Origin of the sequence: Streptococcus criceti HS-6 (assembly GCF_000187975.2) — a bacterium.
Taxonomy (GTDB): Bacteria; Bacillota; Bacilli; order Lactobacillales; family Streptococcaceae; genus Streptococcus; species Streptococcus criceti.
The window spans coordinates 1,915,666-1,933,126 of the sequence record NZ_AEUV02000002.1 but is presented as its reverse complement, the minus strand read 5'-3'; the positions used below and the strand labels follow the sequence as shown (position 1 = coordinate 1,933,126).

Genomic DNA, 17,461 nt, shown 5'->3' with positions numbered 1-17,461 from the left:
CACAAGTAGTGGAAATTGTTAGTAGGAAAGAATTAGCTAGGAAAACATCTCGGGCTAATTGCCCAGATTGTACGGCTGCCTAGAACTTACTTTGAGAATTAACACTATCTAAAATCTTATTATTTCCTATAGCAAAATCTCATCGAACATGATATAATACTATCTGTTGCCACTCTTAGTGTAATGGATATCACGTAAGATTCCGGTTCTTGAGATGGGGGTTCGATTCCCTCAGAGTGGAGAGAAAGAGGCTGAGACAAAAGTTCTCAGCCTTATTTATTTGGTCGATTTTATTTGCTAGACGCAGTGGTTGGGAGAAAGACTTGTTGGCTCTGCCAACAAGTCTTTCTCCTGCACAGTTCATTGGTGATTGGTGCTAAAGCACCTGATGAGCTGCGCTAAGAGTTTGTTCCAAAACAGGAAAACTGGCCGAATTTTTGTCCAGTCTCTGTGACTATTTCTTAGTAAAGCCAAAAAGGTAATAGGCCCATTTACCGCCAAGCTCCCAAATCAGGTTGTAGCCGATAACGGAAATGGGCTTGGTCCAGATCATGATCATGGTGAATTTTTTCAAGGACATATTGGTCAGGCCAGTGACCATGACCATGAGGTCAGCTGGAGAGACAGGGGAAATCATACAGAAGATAAAAAAGCGTTCGTATCCGGGACTTTCCAGCTTAGCTTCGTACTTCTTAAAAGTCTCCTCTTTAACGAAAAGAAGAATAAATTTACGGCCAAAACTTTGAACCAAATCAAAGAGGATAATACTACCGATGATAATACCGATAGAATTGTAAAGAAGGCCCTGCCAGAAACCAAAGACAGCAAAACCAACAATAGTTGTGACCCCACCGGGAATGATGGGTAAAACCACTTGAATAATTTGAATAAGTGTAAAAATCAAGGGGGAGAGTATCTTGTATTGAGCAACCCAGGTTTTAAAACGCTCAAAATCACTCAGTGTTCCATCTTTAAAGAGCCAGATAACTAGAATAGCACTGACAATTAAGACTAACCAGCCCAGCCATTTAATGGCTTTCTTGAAAAATTCATACATGGCTTGATTATACCCTAATTCACTTATTTTTGCTATTTTTAACTGGATTTGTTATAATGTCCCAAGTAATGTTTAGGGGTCGTTACGGATTCGACAGGCATTATGAGGCTTGTTTTGCAACCCATCGGCAGATGTCAAAATGCCAGTTAAATATAACTGCAAAAAATACAAATTCTTACGCAGTAGCTGCCTAAACACCAGCCTGTGTGACTAATAGCAGATTGCTTGTGTTTGCCTATTAGTCTTAAAATCAGCAAGCTACATTAGGTTGCAGTCAGGTCAGCCTAAAAGAGATTTACTGACTCGCAAGATTTGGGCTTGAGTTATGTGTCGAGGTCTTGTTAAACCAATACATAACCTATGGTTGTAGACGAATAAGTTAGCAGGTGTTTGGACGTGGGTTCGACTCCCACCGGCTCCATAGGAAATTTCTATTTTCGGATAAAGGGAAGGATTTTTTACGATGAAAAAAGTCATCACAGGTCTCATGAGTCTTCTGGCGATTATGGTTTTAGTGGCTTGCCACAAGTCAAGTAATGATGATAAACCAACATCGTCGTCCTTATCTCTGTCATCTTCTACGTTGCAGAGCTCTGATAATCATGATAGTGTTCGGAAGAACTTTGATAAGGTAAGCTTGGGCAAAGCTGATAATGACTTTACCGGAGGCACGAATTTAGCTCAGTTGAAACAGTATTTCGGTGAGCCTAAGGCTCATAAGCAAGAAAAACCTTCATCAGGGAATATCACTCTAGATGTCTATACTTGGAATATTGGCAGTATTACTGTTGAAGTCAAGCTCTTTAACGATAGTACGCTGGTTCGTTCGATTAAAGGCTATTCTTACCATCGTTCTGCCAACTTTTCAGCTAAAGATTATCAAAATCTGAAGACTGGCTATGCCTATTCGGATATGGTAGCGAAATATGGGGCCCCCGACAGCCTATCAGAAGCAGCGTCTTCAGATAAGACTGAGTTGCAGGCAGTCTGGTCCAGTAATCTCAAGCTCGCTAAAGGGCAAAAAGATGGTCAAATGATTCTGAACTTTACTAATGGTAAATTGACCGACAAGGAACAAACTGGTCTAGGTACAGCTAAATAAGTTATAAAAAAGGCCTCTGCGAGGCCTTTTTACTGTGGAGTTATTGGATATCCACTTTATTTTTAATAATGTAATGGCTGGTTAGATACCAAACAAGAGCGAGAGCAGCATCAATGATACTACCAACAATCAGCCGCGTATTGTAATCTGTAAGAATATCTTTACTACCAGTTGCGAGTTGAAGAAAACTACTGATAAACGTCAAGACACCCTCAATGACAAAGTAGCAAACAAAGGCCATCAAAACTCGATGGTTGCGGAAGAGCTGACCAATAGTGATAGACGCATATATCAAGAGGATATTAGAGGTCCAATTGATGATAGCGCTGACTAAGGAGAGTAGAACACCACTTCTGATAGTTGCAACGGTGACATTTGGAGAGATTGATTTAAAAAATCTATAAAAAGCCGAAGTATCCTGATGATTAACAAAACTGTAGATCAGCCCTAGGGAAAGAGCAATCACTATACAATTCCCAATGGTTAGAGTTATGGCAACCAAGAGTTTTGAAGAAATCAGCTGACTTTCCTTAACTGGTAAGGTCAAACTGAGATATCCCTCCCGACCAAAGAGATTACTGTAGAAGCGTCTAATAATTAAAATCAGGGTTGCAATTAATTGACCGACAATCAAGCTGATGAAGGCTAAGATAACCAAAATAAAGATTAGAGCCAGAAAACCGCCACTTTCAAAAAGAGCGTAGTGGTGGCTAATATAGGAAGCATAGAAGCTCAAGACCAAACTGGCAAGCAAAATCAAGCCATTTAGGGCTAGGTACCAGTGACCGATAGCCTTAAATTCATATTTAACTAATTTACCAAACATGGGAACCTCCTAACTCTGAAACATTTCTCTAAAGAGAGCGTCGATAGATTTTCCGTGTTCAAAGCGAATGTCATCACTATTGCCTTCCAGAAGAACCTTACCGTCTTTTAGGAAGATCACATCATCCAGTATTTGTTCAACATCGGTAATCAAGTGGGTGGAAATGATTACTGATGCCTCCTCTGAATAATTGTTGATAATAGTACGCAGAATATAGTCGCGCGCTGCAGGGTCAACACCGCCGATTGGTTCATCCAGCACATAAAGTTTAGCCTGACGACTCATGACCAAGATGAGTTGAACCTTTTCTTTAGTCCCCTTAGATAAGTTTTTGATTCTTTCTTTGGCATCAATGTGTAAATCGTTGAGCAGAGCCTGAGCCTTATCAGTATCAAAGTCTTGATAGAAGTCTTGAAAAAGATTCAAAGCTTGATTTACGGTCATAGTTTCATTGAGGTAGCTGGTGTCTGGCAGATAAGAAACAATTCTTTTACTGCTGATGGATGGATGAAAACCATCTACGACAATTTCACCGCTGGACTGTTTTAAAAGGCCATTGATGAGTTTAATTAGAGTTGTTTTACCAGATCCATTAGGACCAAGCAGACCAACGATTTTCCCACTGGAAATTGTTAAACTCACGTCGTCTAAGGCTGCTTGCTTGCCATAAGATTTTGAAACATGATGGACTTGTAATAATTTCTCCATGCTTACGCTCTCTTTCTAATTTACTGAGTTCTGTTTAAGATAACTATCGATTTCCGCCAAAATTTCTCGATCAGAAAAACCGATATTTTCCATATTTAACATGAAATTAGCAATCTCATCCTGAGCTAATTCTGCGCGCTTTTCTTCAATTAAATCGGCGTCTTCAGTTACAAAACGTCCCGCAGTTCGCCGTGAGAAGACTATTCCTTCTCGCTCTAATTCGGTAAAAGCTCGTTGCATGGTGTTGGGATTGACCCCAGCTTCTTGGGCATAGTCACGAACAGTTGGCAATTGCTCGCCCTGTTTCATTTCCTGGCTAACGATTTTGATTTTAATATTTTTTGCAATTTGCAAATAGATTGGTGATTTTTCGTCAAAGGTCCAAGCCATAGTATCCCCCTTCTAAATTTAATAATTGTCATAGGTAAATGATACAGTATTTCTGTTAAAAATTCAAGCTGAAAGCTCTTTTAACAGCCTATAATTAGCCGTTTTTAGGGCTTTAAGTAGGATAAATGATGCATTTCATAGTATAATAGTAGCAAGTTAAAACGAAAGAAAGGACTACAGATGTTTGCCCCTTTAGATACTAAGACAGTATATAGTTTTATGGATAGTCTGATTGATCTCAAATCTTATGTGCAAAAGGCTAAAGACTTGGGTTATAGTCACCTTGGTATTGCGGACCAAGACAACCTCTATGCAGCCTATCACTTTGCTGTAGAGGCAAAAAAAGAGGGCTTACAGCCTGTTCTGGGAATTGAGCTAACCTTCCATCGGGATGACGAAAGCCTCAGTTTACTCCTTTTTGCTCTCAATACTCAAGGTTATAAAAATCTTCTCAAGCTTTCTACGCTAAAAATGAGTGATGGCCTAACCTTGGAAGATTTACCAAGTTATCAGCAAGGACTGGCTATTCTAGTTCCTTATTTTGCCGATCTTGAGGACCTGCAACTGCCATTTGATTACTATATTGGGGTTTCTTTGGACAGTCCTCAGCAGGCTTATTCCAAGCCCATTTTACCCTTGCAGACGGTTCGCTATTTTTCCGAAGAAGAACGAGAAAGCTTGCAGGTTCTCCATGCTATTTCAGACAATCTCCCTCTGAAGGAGGTTCAGCCGCCCAAGGCTCACCAGCAGCTTTATTCCCGCATCGAGATGGAGCAGCTTTTTCAAGAACGTTTTCCAGAGTCTTTGGAAAATTTAGAGAAAATTTTAAATTCGGTTTCTTATCAGTTTGATCATGAGCTAAAATTACCCCGTTTTAATCGCGATAAAGAGGCTGTAGTCGAGTTGCGAGAGCGAGCAGAAGCAGGACTAAAAGAGAAAGGGCTATTTGGTACGGCTTATCAAGAGCGTCTGGATAAGGAATTAGGGATTATCCATAAGATGGGCTTTGATGATTATTTTCTGATTGTTTGGGATCTTTTGCGTTTTGGCCGTTCTCGTCACTACTATATGGGAATGGGCCGAGGTTCCGCTGCAGGAAGCTTGGTAGCCTTTGCTCTTGATATTACAGGCATTGATCCTATTAAAAACAATCTGCTCTTTGAACGTTTTCTTAATGAAGAACGTTATTCCATGCCGGATATTGATATCGACCTTCCTGATGTTTATCGGACGGAATTTCTCCGCTATGTCAGAGATCGCTATGGTAGCCGTCATTCAGCTCAGATCGTAACCTTTTCAACCTTTGGTGCTAAACAGGCTATTCGGGATGTTTTCAAGCGTTTCGGAGCAGCTGAATATGAATTGACCAACATCACTCGTAAGATTAGTTTCCGCGATGATCTGAATTCTGCTTACGAAAATAATCTGTCTTTCCGGCAGATTATTAACAGCAAGCTGGAGTATCAAAAAGCTTTCACCATCGCTAAGAGAATTGAGGGGCTGCCTCGTCAGACCTCCATTCATGCAGCTGGAATTGTCATGAGTGATGATGACTTGACCGACCATATTCCGCTCAAGGCCGGCGAAGACATGATGATTACCCAGTACGATGCGGGAGCAGTTGAAGCTAATGGCCTTTTGAAAATGGACTTCCTAGGTCTGCGCAATCTGACCTTCGTTCAACGAATGGCCGAAAAGTTAGCAGAAGAACAAGGGATGCAGTTGGATATCAAGAGCATTGATTTAGAAGATCCTGATACCCTAGCCCTTTTTGCTGCTGGCAAGACCAAGGGAATCTTTCAGTTTGAACAAGCTGGAGCTATCAATCTCTTGAAGCGAATTAAACCAGCTAAATTTGAAGAGATCGTTGCTACGACCAGCCTTAATCGACCAGGAGCCAGTGATTACACCGAGAACTTTATCAACCGTAAATACGGTAAAGAAGCGGTTGATCTGATAGATCCCTTGGTCGCTCCTATTTTAGAAGGGACTTACGGTATTATGCTCTATCAGGAGCAGGTCATGCAGATTGCTCAAGTGTTTGCTGGCTTCACATTGGGAAAGGCTGACCTTTTACGGCGAGCCATGTCCAAGAAAAACCAAGCAGAAATGCAGAAGATGGAAGCAGACTTCCTGCAAGGGGCTAAGGATTTGGGACGCAATCCGTCCACTGCCAAGGAGCTCTTTGAACGGATGGCTAAGTTTGCTGGCTATGGTTTTAATCGCAGCCACGCCTTTGCTTATTCGGCCCTAGCTTTTCAATTAGCCTATTTCAAAGCGCATTATCCTTCCATTTTTTACGATGTCATGCTCAACTATTCCAGCGCTGACTACATCACAGATGCTCTGCAAACCGATTTCACAGTTGGTAACCTGTCCATCAATACGGTTCCTTACAGAGATAAGATTTCAGATGGCATCATCTACATGGGCTTAAAGAATCTCAAGGGCTTTCCTAGAGAGCTAGCCTATTGGATTATTGAGCAGCGTCCCTTTAATTCGATCGAAGATTTCTTGACCCGCTTGCCAGAAAACTATCAGAAAGTAGACTACATTACCCCCCTAATTCAGATCGGTCTCTTTGACCAATTCGAGCCCAACCGTCGTAAAGTAGAGGAAAATCTAGAATCCCTCTTCACCTTTGTTCATGAGTTGGGGAGTCTTTTTGCGGAATCTTCTTATAATTGGGTTCAGGTTGAAGATTATACAGCCAGTCAAAAGTACAATTTAGAAGTCGCTCTTTTAGGCGTTGGTATTAGTCCCCATCCGCTAGTCTCCTTAGCGAAAAAGTTGAAGGGAAGCTACAGACCGTTTGAAGAGTTGATTGCTAATAGTCAAGTCAAGGTTTTGGGACAAATTGAATCAGTGCGCGTAATTCGCACAAAATCCAAAGGGGAGCAGATGGCCTTTGTCAGCTTAACAGATACCAAGCAAAAACTGGACGTGACTGTTTTCCCTGAGGCTTATAGACAGTGGAAGGCCTATCTCAAAGAAGGAGAAATCTATTATATGACTGGACGGGTTCAAGAGCGGGACGACCATTTACAGTTGGTTCTCCAGTCTTTGGAACCGGTGAGCCAAGAAAAGTTTTGGATTCAGTTGGCTGATCATGCCTACGACCAAGAAATAGCCCGGATTTTACAAGCCTACCCAGGATCTGTTCCAGTCGTCCTCCACTATCAGGATACGAACCAAACCATGCAGAGTCAGCAGCTCTTTGTAGCTAGGTCGGAAAAACTTCAAAAAGAGCTGACAAACTTTGTCATGAAAACGATTTATCACTAAAAAAATTCCGAAAAAAGAGCATTTTAAAAACGAATGTGCTATAATTAAAGGGTTAAAAATAATAAAGGAGTAACAGGTATAATGAAACGTATTGCTGTTTTAACCAGTGGTGGTGACGCCCCTGGAATGAACGCAGCCATTCGTGCGGTCGTTCGTAAAGCAATTGCCGAAGATATGGAAGTTTTCGGAATTAACCGTGGTTATGCTGGTATGGTTGAAGGAGACATCTTCCAATTTGATAGTCAGGCTGTCTCAAATGTCATCAACCGTGGCGGTACCTTCCTTCAGTCAGCTCGCTACCCAGAATTTGCCACTCTTGAAGGGCAACTGAAAGGTATTGAGCAACTTAAGAAACACGGCATTGAAGGTGTTGTTGTTGTCGGTGGTGATGGTTCTTATCATGGTGCCATGCGTTTAACAGAACACGGCTTCCCAGCAGTTGGTCTTCCAGGTACTATCGATAATGATATTGTCGGTACTGATTACACAATTGGTTTTGACACAGCGGTCACAACAGCGACAGAAGCTTTAGATAAACTTCGCGATACTGCCTATAGCCATGGGCGAACATTTGTCGTAGAAGTAATGGGGCGTAATGCTGGTGATATTGCCCTTTGGTCTGGTATTGCAGCAGGTGCTGATCAAATTATTGTTCCAGAAGAAGACTACGATATCAAGGATGTTGTTGCCAAGGTTAAATCCGGCTACGAAAAAGGTAAAAAACGCCACATTATCGTTCTAGCCGAAGGTGTTATGAGTGCTCAAGAGTTTGCTGCTAAGATGAAAGAAGCAGGAGATACTAGTGATCTTCGTGCAACGAGTCTTGGACATGTCGTTCGCGGTGGCGCTCCAACAGCACGTGACCGTGTCCTTGCTTCTTGGATGGGCGCTCATGCTGTTGAATTGCTTAAAGAGGGTCGCGGCGGACTTGCCGTTGGTATCCACAATGAGGAATTGGTAGAAAGTCCAATCCTTGGAACAGCAGAAGAAGGGGCTTTATTTAGCTTGGCTGAAGATGGTAAAATCATCGTCAACAATCCGCACAAAGCTCGTCTTGATTTCGCTGATTTGGCCCGCGACTTGACGACCTACTAATCAGGCCAACATTTATTAAATCTAGTTAATCCTATCCCAAAAGGGATGTAAAATAGAGGGAGTTCATATTTATCATGAATAAACGCGTAAAAATCGTTGCAACACTTGGTCCTGCGGTAGAGATCCGTGGTGGTAAGAAATTTGGTGATGATGGCTATTGGGGTGAAAGCCTTGACCATGAAGCATCAGCAAAAAACATCGCTGGTTTAATCGAAGAAGGTGCTAATGTTTTCCGCTTCAACTTCTCACATGGTGACCACGCAGAACAAGGGGAACGTATGGAAGTTGTCCGTAAGGCAGAAGAAATCGCTGGTCAAAAAGTTGGTTTCTTGTTGGATACAAAAGGACCTGAAATCCGTACAGAATTGTTTGCAGATGACGCTAAAGAATACTCTTATAAAACTGGTGACAAGATTCGTGTCGCAACGAAACAAGGGATTCAATCTACAAAAGATGTGATTGCCTTGAATGTTGCCGGCGCACTTGATATCTTTGATGATGTTGAAGTTGGTAAACAAATCCTTGTTGACGATGGTAAACTTGGTCTCCGTGTTGTCGGTAAAGATGCTGCGACTCGTGAGTTTGAAGTTGAAGTTGAAAATGATGGTATCATTGCTAAACAAAAAGGCGTGAATATCCCTTACACTAAGATTCCTTTCCCAGCTTTGGCTGAACGTGATAACGCTGATATTCGCTTTGGTTTGGAACAAGGCCTTAACTTCATCGCCATTTCATTTGTTCGTACAGCTAAAGATGTTAATGAAGTTCGAGCTATTTGTGAAGAAACAGGTAACGGACACGTTAAGCTGTTAGCTAAAATCGAAAATCAGCAAGGAATTGATAATATCGATGAAATTATTGATGCTGCTGACGGTATCATGATTGCGCGTGGTGATATGGGTATCGAAGTTCCATTTGAAATGGTTCCAGTTTACCAAAAAATGATTATTACTAAAGTTAACGCTGCTGGTAAAATTGCTATCACAGCCACAAACATGCTTGAAACAATGACCGATAAGCCACGTGCAACTCGTTCAGAAGTATCTGACGTCTTCAATGCCGTTATCGATGGTACTGATGGTACAATGTTGTCCGGTGAGTCTGCAAATGGTAAGTACCCACGCGAATCAGTTCGTACCATGGCTACTGTTGATAAGAACGCTCAAACGCTTCTCAGTGAATACGGCCGGTTAGATTCTTCTAAATTTGAACGTTCAACTAAAACAGAAGTGGTGGCCTCAGCTGTTAAAGATGCTACTAACTCTATGAACATCAAGCTGGTTGTAACTATTACAGAATCTGGAAATACGGCTCGTCTGATTTCTAAGTATCGTCCGGAAGCTGATATTTTGGCTGTTACTTTTGATGAGATTACTCAAAAATCACTTATGCTTAACTGGGGTGTCATCCCAGTTGTAACTGATAAACCTGCATCTACTGATGACATGTTTGAAGTTGCTGAACGTGAAGCAGTGAAATCTGGCTTGGTTGAATCAGGTGATGACATCGTTATTGTTGCTGGTGTTCCTGTTGGTTCAGGTGGTACCAACACGATGCGTGTTCGCACTGTAAAATAAGCTGATTAAAAAGCTCTATGAAGCTATCACAGAAATGTGGTGGCTTTTTCTTGTTGGCGTCTGTTTGGACAAGGGACAAGATCCAGATTTGCTGCCTTATTTTTCTGAAAAACGGATAACATTTCCAACTTAGAAAAGATGTATGCCCTACTTTGAAAGAAAAGAGTGATGTCCTAAGGCAGAAACCTCTGTATAAGCCATTGGCGGTCAGATCTATATAGTGGTAATTCCAAGATATCCTGCCCGAGTCAGTGTCTTATCAGTCTTGAGATATTACCTCTATTGATAAATTTGGGAATACAATTCCTACGCAGTGATGCTAGCCATTAAGAAAAAGGTATACAGCTAATATCTATTTAAACTCTAAGTGAAGGTATCCTGTCATGTTTCTGTTGCTTTCTGATAGGGATTTGTTAAGTCGCTGACCTTTTCTAATCACTAAAGAAATGTTATAATGTAGGTCACTGGAAGGAGTTTCTATGGTTAGACGTGATCTTATAAGAAACATTATTATTTTTTTAGTCTTCATATTAGCACTTATCTTGCTGCGTATCTTTTTGTTTTCAACGGTTAAGATAACAGCCGATACGGAAAATCATTATCTTAAAAAGGGTGATTTAGTAACAGTCGTTCATAAGCGCACCCCTGTAGATAAAGATTTCGTCGTCTATAAGGTTCATGGTAAGGAATATATTGGTCGGATTGTTGCCGAATCTAGTCAAACAGTAACTTCCATGGATGATGTTCTCTATGTTGACAATAAGGTAAAAAATGAAACCTACCTCAAAAAAGAAAAAGGCGCCTTCCTCAAGAAGGCTCAACCAGGCCAATACTTTACAGAAGATTTTACAGCTCAGACGATTGGTAAGAGTGACAAGATCACTAAGGTTCCAAAAAATTCCTATATGATTCTAAATGACGAGCGTCAGAATAAAAATGATAGCCGTCGCTTTGGTTTCATCCATAAAAAGCAGATTAAGGGAGTCATTTCCTTCAGACTTTGGCCTCTAAATAAATTCGGTTTTGTAACTGTGGAGTAGCTTAGCTACTCTTTTTTTGTTATCACAGATAGATCGTTTCGAGCAATCCTTCCCTAGCCAGCAAGGAAATGCCATTCTTAAATATTATCTTGCTTGGGAAGAGAAGGTGAATCCCCATTAGCAAGAAACTGAGCTAGAGGCTGTGACTTTTTAGGCAGTAAGTTGAGAGGCTTAGGACTAATTGAACTATACCAATTTTTCTCTTGACAAAGTAAAAACATTTAAATATACTGTATTTATCGTGATTGGTTTTGAAAATAGACTATACCAATTTAAGCGAAATAGAAAAAGGAGAGGTAGTTTAGCTACCGATTAAAAAGTATGTGTGGAATTGTCGGTGTTGTCGGAAATCCAGAGGCAACTGATATTTTAATTCAAGGTTTGGAAAAATTGGAATACCGTGGCTATGATTCAGCTGGTATCTATGTAACGGATGGTCAATCAAGTCATCTAATTAAGGCTGTTGGTCGGATTGCTGAATTGGCAGCTAAAGTTGGTGATATAAAAGGGACTGCTGGTATTGGTCATACGCGCTGGGCAACCCATGGACCGGCTAGTGAAGTCAATGCTCACCCCCATCAATCACAAACAGGACGTTTCACCTTGGTGCATAACGGTGTGATTGAAAACTATCTTGATATTAAAAATACCTATCTTGCTGACCATGATTTCAAGGGGCAGACAGATACAGAAATTGCGGTGCATCTGATTGGTAAATTTGTCGAAGAAGATGGCCTCGATGTTCTATCTGCCTTCAAGAAAGCTCTCTCTATTATTGAAGGATCTTATGCCTTCGCCTTCATGGATGCTAATGATAGTGAAACAATTTATGTAGCTAAGAATAAATCACCGCTTTTGATCGGCTTAGGTGATGGCTACAATATGGTCTGTTCCGATGCCATGGCCATGATTCGTGAAACCAATCAGTTCATGGAAATCCATGATAAGGAATTGGTTGTGGTTAAAGCTGACACTGTTCAGGTGCAGGACTATGATGGTAATGTACAAGAACGCTCTAGCTACACTGCAGAGCTAGACTTATCCGATATTGGGAAGGGTACCTATCCATTCTATATGCTCAAAGAGATTGATGAGCAGCCAACCGTTATGCGCAAGCTTATCAATACCTACGCTGATAGCCAAGGTAAAATGACGGTTGATCCTGCCATTGTTAAATCGGTTCAGGAGGCTGATCGTATTTATATCTTGGCAGCCGGAACCTCTTATAACGCCGGTTTTGCTGCCAAGTCAATGTTCGAACAGTTGACGGACACTCCTGTAGAACTTGGCGTTGCTTCTGAATGGGGCTATAATATGCCCCTCCTGAGCAAGAAACCTATGTTCGTTCTCCTCAGTCAATCTGGTGAAACGGCTGACAGCCGTCAGGTCTTGGTTAAGGCCAATACCATGGGAATTCCAAGCTTGACCGTAACGAATGTTCCTGGATCTACCTTGTCGCGTGAAGCAACTTATACCATGCTCCTTCATGCTGGTCCAGAAATTGCTGTTGCTTCTACTAAAGCCTACACTGCTCAAATTGCAGCTCTTGCCTTCTTGGCTAAGGCTGTCGGTGAAGCCAATGGTAAGCAAGAAGCTCTTGACTTTGATTTAGTCCATGAATTATCCATCGTAGCTCAATCCATCGAATCAACCTTATCTGAAAAAGATGTCATCGCTAAGAAGGTTGAAAAGCTCTTGCCAACTAGCCGCAATGCTTTCTACATCGGCCGCGGTACCGATTATTTCGTGGCCATGGAAGCTTCCCTCAAACTCAAAGAAATCTCTTATATTCAATGTGAAGGCTTTGCTGCTGGTGAGCTTAAACACGGGACAATTTCCTTGATTGAAGAAGGAGTACCAGTTCTGGCCCTTATCTCTTCCAGTCCAACAGTAGCTGCCCATACTCGTGGTAATATTCAAGAAGTGGCAGCTCGTGGTGCCAGCGTCTTGACCGTTGTCGAAGAAGACCTAGCAACAGATACTGATGATATTATTGTCAACAAGGTCCATCCTTACCTAGCTCCAATCTCTATGGTCATTCCAACCCAGCTGATTGCCTACTTTGCCTCCCTGCAACGTGGCTTGGACGTTGATAAACCGCGTAACTTGGCCAAGGCTGTTACGGTGGAATAGTAAGAGACAAAGGGCGATAATAAAAAGACCGGGTGGCTAGGAACAGGCCTAAGTGACGGTTTCCAGCACCCCTCCTATTTGACTGCCTAGGCTTTCTGATTATATTGAGCAGCGAAGAGAGCATAAAGCTTTTGTTACTGATGCTTAAAGGAAAAAGCTCATGTGACAGCTTCGACAGTTGGCTCGTCTATACTTATTTTAAAAATCAAGCTTAAGAAGTTTTTCTTAGGCTTTTTGAATGACCTGAGTTGATGTCTGCTATAAATCAAGCAACTTTGTCAAAAATTTGCCCTTGTGGCAAAGATTTTTTGCCAAAGTTTGAGTGTTCTGGCAAAAAGAAAAGTTCTATAATAAAATCGTAGAAAATTGAAGGGAAACGCATAAGTTCTGAGGGATGAAGGTTTCATCTCACTGAGGTTTGAATGTAGTTTCCAGTTTTCAATCATCCCATTTTAAAAAGGAGGATATCTTAATGTCTAACGGGAATTCATTGAAAGTCAGAATCCAGAAACTGGGGACTGCACTTTCAAATATGGTTATGCCAAATATTGGGGCCTTCATTGCCTGGGGGGTAGCAGCTTCGCTCTTCATTGCGACTGGTTACCTACCTAATAAGGATCTCGATGCCAACGTTGTCGGCCCTATGCTAAAATACGTCCTGCCACTTTTGATTGGTTATACAGGTGGTTATAATGTCCATAAGCAGCGCGGTGGCGTTATCGGGGCTATTGCTTCTTTCGGTGCCATTGCCGGTTCAACCGTTACGATGTTCATCGGTGCCATGATTATGGGGCCTTTGTCCGCCTGGGTATTAAAGAAATTTGATGAAAAGGTTCAGCCAAAAATCAAAACTGGTTTTGAAATGCTGGTGAATAACTTCTCACTGGGTTTAATTGGTTTCGCCTTCATGGTTCTGTCTTTCTTCATCATTGGCCCAATCGTAGCGCAATTGACCGAATGGGTTGGTATTGGTGTAGAAGCTATTGTCAAGGTTCACCTCCTGCCGATTGCTAACTTGATTATTGAACCAGCTAAGATTCTTTTCCTTAATAATGCTCTTAACCACGGTATCTTTACCCCGCTTGGTACAGAACAGGTGGCCAAGGTTGGTAAGTCGGTTCTCTTCTTGCTGGAAGCGAACCCTGGACCAGGTCTTGGTGTGCTGATTGCCTATGCTGTTTTCGGTAAAGGCTCAGCGAAATCCTCTTCTTGGGGAGCTATGATTATCCACTTCTTCGGTGGTATCCATGAAATTTACTTCCCTTACGTCATGATGAAACCAGCTATGTTCTTAGCTGTTATTGCCGGTGGTTTGGCCGGAACCTTTACCTTCCAAACACTGGGGGCTGGATTGACAGCGCCTGCTTCGCCTGGTTCCATTATCGCTATTATGGGTATGGCGCCTAAAGGCTGGGGACCTCACTTGGTCGTTCTAGCCGGTATCTTTGCAGCAGCCATAGTATCTTTCCTAGTGGCTTCCGTTATCTTAAAATCTGATAAGTCTGATGATGATTCCCTAGAAGCTGCTCAAGCTGCTACCCAAGCGGCTAAGGCAGAATCTAAAGGGGCGGCTGCTCAGCCAATGGCTAATTCAGGCGACATTACTGCAGACAATATCCAACAAATTATCTTTGCCTGTGACGCTGGTATGGGAAGTTCAGCTATGGGAGCTTCAATCCTGCGTGATAAGGTGAAGAAATCCGGCTTAGATATTCCGGTAACCAACATGGCCATCTCTAACCTGACAGATAAAGATCATACCTTGATTGTGACTCAAGAAGAGTTGGCAGATCGGGCGGCTGAACGAACTCCTAGCAGTGTCCATGTTACTGTTGATAATTTCTTGGCAACACCTAAATATGATGACATTGTTGGCCTTCTAGCTGGCGAAGCGACAGCTAATCAAACGGCAGCAGCTCCTCAAACAGAAGCAGAAGGACACGTTACTGATGACTTAGATTTGAACTACATTGACGAAGTTGTTTTTGCCCACGGTAAGGCGGAAGGTTCAGCCACGATGGGACAAGCTACTCTGGAACTCATCTTTAAAAATCATGGTATTGGTATCCCAGTTTCTAAGGCAAGTAATGAAAATCTTGGGAACTTTAACGCTAAGAATATCCTAGTGGTGACGACCATTGCCAATCAATCGGCTGCTCAGACTCATGCACCGCATGCGCAATACTTAGTTGTAGACAGTCTAGTAACGACACCGGAATATGATAAGATGGTTGCTCGGATGCATAAATAAGTCAAGATTTTTAAAGGCTAGTTAAAAGTAGTACAATGGGCTTATGATATTTACAAAACGTGAAGAAAAGCTAGTTAAGGCTTTCCTCGATGCAGGAAGGCTTTCCATAGGTGATATTCAAAAGGTTTTGAATGTGTCTCAAAGGACAGCCTATCGGACTATTTCAGACTTAACGAATAGCCTAGAGGCAGTGGGAATCCAGTTGAAGAAGGAGCAAAAAAAGTTTGCCCTATCAGGGGATCTTTCCAAATTAAGCTCTCTCTATAGCCAAGAAGATTATAGCCGCAGTGAACGCCTTAATCTGATTTGCTTGGCTCTGTTGCGAGCTGATAAACCTTTGACCAACGCCTATTTCCAAGAAGAACTTATGGTCAGCAATGTCACTGTTATTCAAGATATCACTGATGTTGAAAATCGTCTCGCCGAATTCGATGTTCAGATGGAACGAAAGCAAGGCTACTTTTTGAAGCTAACAGTAGAGCAGCACCGCTATCTATTGGCTGTGCTCCTGACCCATCTGATCAGATCAGCCGATTTCAAAGCAGGCCAATTTGGGCAGTGGGCTAATAATTTAGAGGAACCGCTCAAAAGGGCTAAACAGGCTTTCCGTGAGGCTCAAGCCTTTATGCCGGAAATGGATCCTAAGTTACTGCAGTTTTTCACGATCCTTCTGGCTCTTTCCAAGTATTTTGGGCAACCTCAGGCTGTAACGCATGTCAGCAAGCAGTCTTTGGAACTAGCCCAGAAACTTTTTGCCACATATTCGAAATTGACAGCTCAGGCTTATGCTATTAATGACATCGTTTATTGGGCAGGCCGGTTTGATGAACTTTATATCAAACGTCAAGAAAATCCTCTCTATGTAGAAAATTTTGATAGTCAATATTTTTATAATGTGACTAATCTGATTGATAAGGTCTCCTCTTTTACCAAGATTAACTTTGTTAAGGATAAGACCCTCTTTCACTTTCTCTTCCATCACCTGCGCTTGAGTTTGGCTATTCCTCAACTTTTTCCTGATCAGTCAGTCTCGTCAACAGCACATCTGGTGGCTTATCAAAATGAGTTTCTCCACCGAATCATTCGGCTGGTGGTGAAAGATCTTTTCCCTGCCTATCTGCAAAATGAGGCTGAATATGAGTTGATAACACTCCACTTTGCTTCTAGCATTAGACGGAGCCCAGATATCTATCCGATTCAGGTTTTGCTGCTGACCAATCAGCGGCCTTTGGCAGTCGAACTTCTGGTTACCAGAATAAAGTCGATTGCTCCTTTCGTTCAGTCGGTTCAAGTCAAGCGCCTTGAGGAATTTGATGAATCCTATTTGGAAACTTACGACTATGTTCTAGCAACCAGTCCCAATGAGTACGAGGGAGTCGATGTTATTTCGACCTATCCTAGTACAGCAGAGATCTTGCGCCTGCAAGATCGTTTGCAGGCTGTTCAATTAGATCGCAATCAGCAAAGGGAACGCAATATTGAGCTGGTTGGCAAAACTGACTTGCAGCTTTATTTAGAGGCTAATAGGGATCTCTTGGATCGTTTTCAGCTCAGAGCATTGAACAATACGCCTTCTTTTGAGGAAACAGTAGCGGAAATTATCCAAGATTTGCCTTTCGTTTCGGATCGAGACTATTTGACCGCAAAACTGCTTAAGCGTTTTGCCTTGAGTCCTTTTGCCATTCCCGAAACTGGTTTGGCCTTACTGCATACACAATCCCATGCGGTGGAAAAAAGTCAGTTCATGGTTTATCAATTGAGACAAGGCGTTGCGGCCCTGTCCATGAACCATGAGAAGGAAGAGGTCAGCCGGATTTTAGTCATGCTGACAAAGGAAAAGAGTCAAGATGAAGTTAAAAAGCTGATGTCGGCTATCGGCCAGTCCATCATTGAAAACCATCTCTACACAGAAATTTATAAAACTGGCAATCAGGAGATTATCTACCAACTATTAAATAAAATTTTTACAGAAACAATCAAAGATTTGGAGACTTAAC

At 42.0% G+C, this 17,461-nt stretch carries 12 protein-coding genes, 1 tRNA gene and 1 other RNA gene; 10 read left to right on the top strand and 4 right to left on the bottom strand.

The features are described 5' to 3' along the window. Positions 1–169: 169 nt before the first annotated feature. Positions 170–241: transfer RNA gene (locus STRCR_RS08980), tRNA-Arg, on the top strand. A 213-nt stretch (positions 242–454) separates the two neighbouring features. Here the strand turns inward: STRCR_RS08980 and STRCR_RS08975 are convergent. Further along, positions 455–1,057, bottom strand: a complete 603-nt coding sequence (locus STRCR_RS08975; protein ID WP_004230129.1) for a TVP38/TMEM64 family protein — start codon at positions 1,055–1,057, stop codon at positions 455–457. A gap of 75 nt (positions 1,058–1,132) precedes the next feature. Here STRCR_RS08975 and ssrA point away from each other — a divergent pair. Together ssrA and STRCR_RS08970 are read left to right on the top strand one after the other, a co-directional pair. After that, positions 1,133–1,481: a transfer-messenger RNA gene (gene ssrA, locus STRCR_RS11815) on the top strand. Between the two features lie 39 nt (positions 1,482–1,520). Further along, positions 1,521–2,159, top strand: coding sequence for a DUF3862 domain-containing protein (locus STRCR_RS08970; RefSeq protein ID WP_004225854.1), 639 nt, complete (start codon positions 1,521–1,523; stop codon positions 2,157–2,159). 40 nt (positions 2,160–2,199) lie between these two features. On the opposite strand, the gene STRCR_RS08965 is transcribed toward STRCR_RS08970, so the two are convergent. From STRCR_RS08965 to STRCR_RS08955, 3 genes are read right to left on the bottom strand one after another with little or no spacing between them, the layout of a single operon-like run. Then, positions 2,200–2,985 carry a hypothetical protein gene (locus tag STRCR_RS08965; RefSeq protein ID WP_004228393.1) on the bottom strand — a complete coding sequence of 262 codons (786 nt, stop codon included), beginning with the start codon at positions 2,983–2,985 and terminating at the stop codon, positions 2,200–2,202. 9 nt (positions 2,986–2,994) lie between these two features. Further along, positions 2,995–3,693: an ABC transporter ATP-binding protein gene (locus STRCR_RS08960; RefSeq protein ID WP_004229739.1), complete on the bottom strand. Its 699-nt coding sequence runs from the start codon at positions 3,691–3,693 to the stop codon at positions 2,995–2,997. A 15-nt stretch (positions 3,694–3,708) separates the two neighbouring features. Beyond that, a complete protein-coding gene (locus STRCR_RS08955; RefSeq protein WP_004225702.1) occupies positions 3,709–4,083 on the bottom strand; it encodes a GntR family transcriptional regulator in 375 nt (124 codons plus the stop codon). A 180-nt stretch (positions 4,084–4,263) separates the two neighbouring features. On the opposite strand from STRCR_RS08955, the gene STRCR_RS08950 reads away from it, so the two are divergent. The 7 genes from STRCR_RS08950 to STRCR_RS08920 all read left to right on the top strand — a co-directional run bounded on the left by STRCR_RS08950 (position 4,264) and on the right by STRCR_RS08920 (position 17,460). Continuing rightward, on the top strand, positions 4,264–7,368 hold the full coding sequence (locus STRCR_RS08950; RefSeq protein ID WP_004226363.1) for a DNA polymerase III subunit alpha: 3,105 nt from the start codon (positions 4,264–4,266) through the stop codon (positions 7,366–7,368). 81 nt (positions 7,369–7,449) lie between these two features. After that, positions 7,450–8,463, top strand: a complete 1,014-nt coding sequence (gene pfkA / locus STRCR_RS08945; protein ID WP_004226611.1) for a 6-phosphofructokinase — start codon at positions 7,450–7,452, stop codon at positions 8,461–8,463. A 74-nt stretch (positions 8,464–8,537) separates the two neighbouring features. Continuing rightward, on the top strand, positions 8,538–10,040 hold the full coding sequence (pyk, locus tag STRCR_RS08940) for a pyruvate kinase (protein WP_004227309.1): 1,503 nt from the start codon (positions 8,538–8,540) through the stop codon (positions 10,038–10,040). A 479-nt stretch (positions 10,041–10,519) separates the two neighbouring features. Beyond that, a complete protein-coding gene (gene lepB / locus STRCR_RS08935) occupies positions 10,520–11,080 on the top strand; it encodes a signal peptidase I (protein ID WP_004228944.1) in 561 nt (186 codons plus the stop codon). 321 nt (positions 11,081–11,401) lie between these two features. After that, on the top strand, positions 11,402–13,213 hold the full coding sequence (glmS, locus tag STRCR_RS08930; protein ID WP_004227967.1) for a glutamine--fructose-6-phosphate transaminase (isomerizing): 1,812 nt from the start codon (positions 11,402–11,404) through the stop codon (positions 13,211–13,213). A gap of 472 nt (positions 13,214–13,685) precedes the next feature. Next, positions 13,686–15,464, top strand: a complete 1,779-nt coding sequence (locus tag STRCR_RS08925) for a PTS mannitol transporter subunit IIBC (protein WP_004226380.1) — start codon at positions 13,686–13,688, stop codon at positions 15,462–15,464. A gap of 43 nt (positions 15,465–15,507) precedes the next feature. After that, positions 15,508–17,460 carry a BglG family transcription antiterminator gene (locus STRCR_RS08920; RefSeq protein ID WP_004225226.1) on the top strand — a complete coding sequence of 651 codons (1,953 nt, stop codon included), beginning with the start codon at positions 15,508–15,510 and terminating at the stop codon, positions 17,458–17,460. Position 17,461 lies beyond the last annotated feature (1 nt).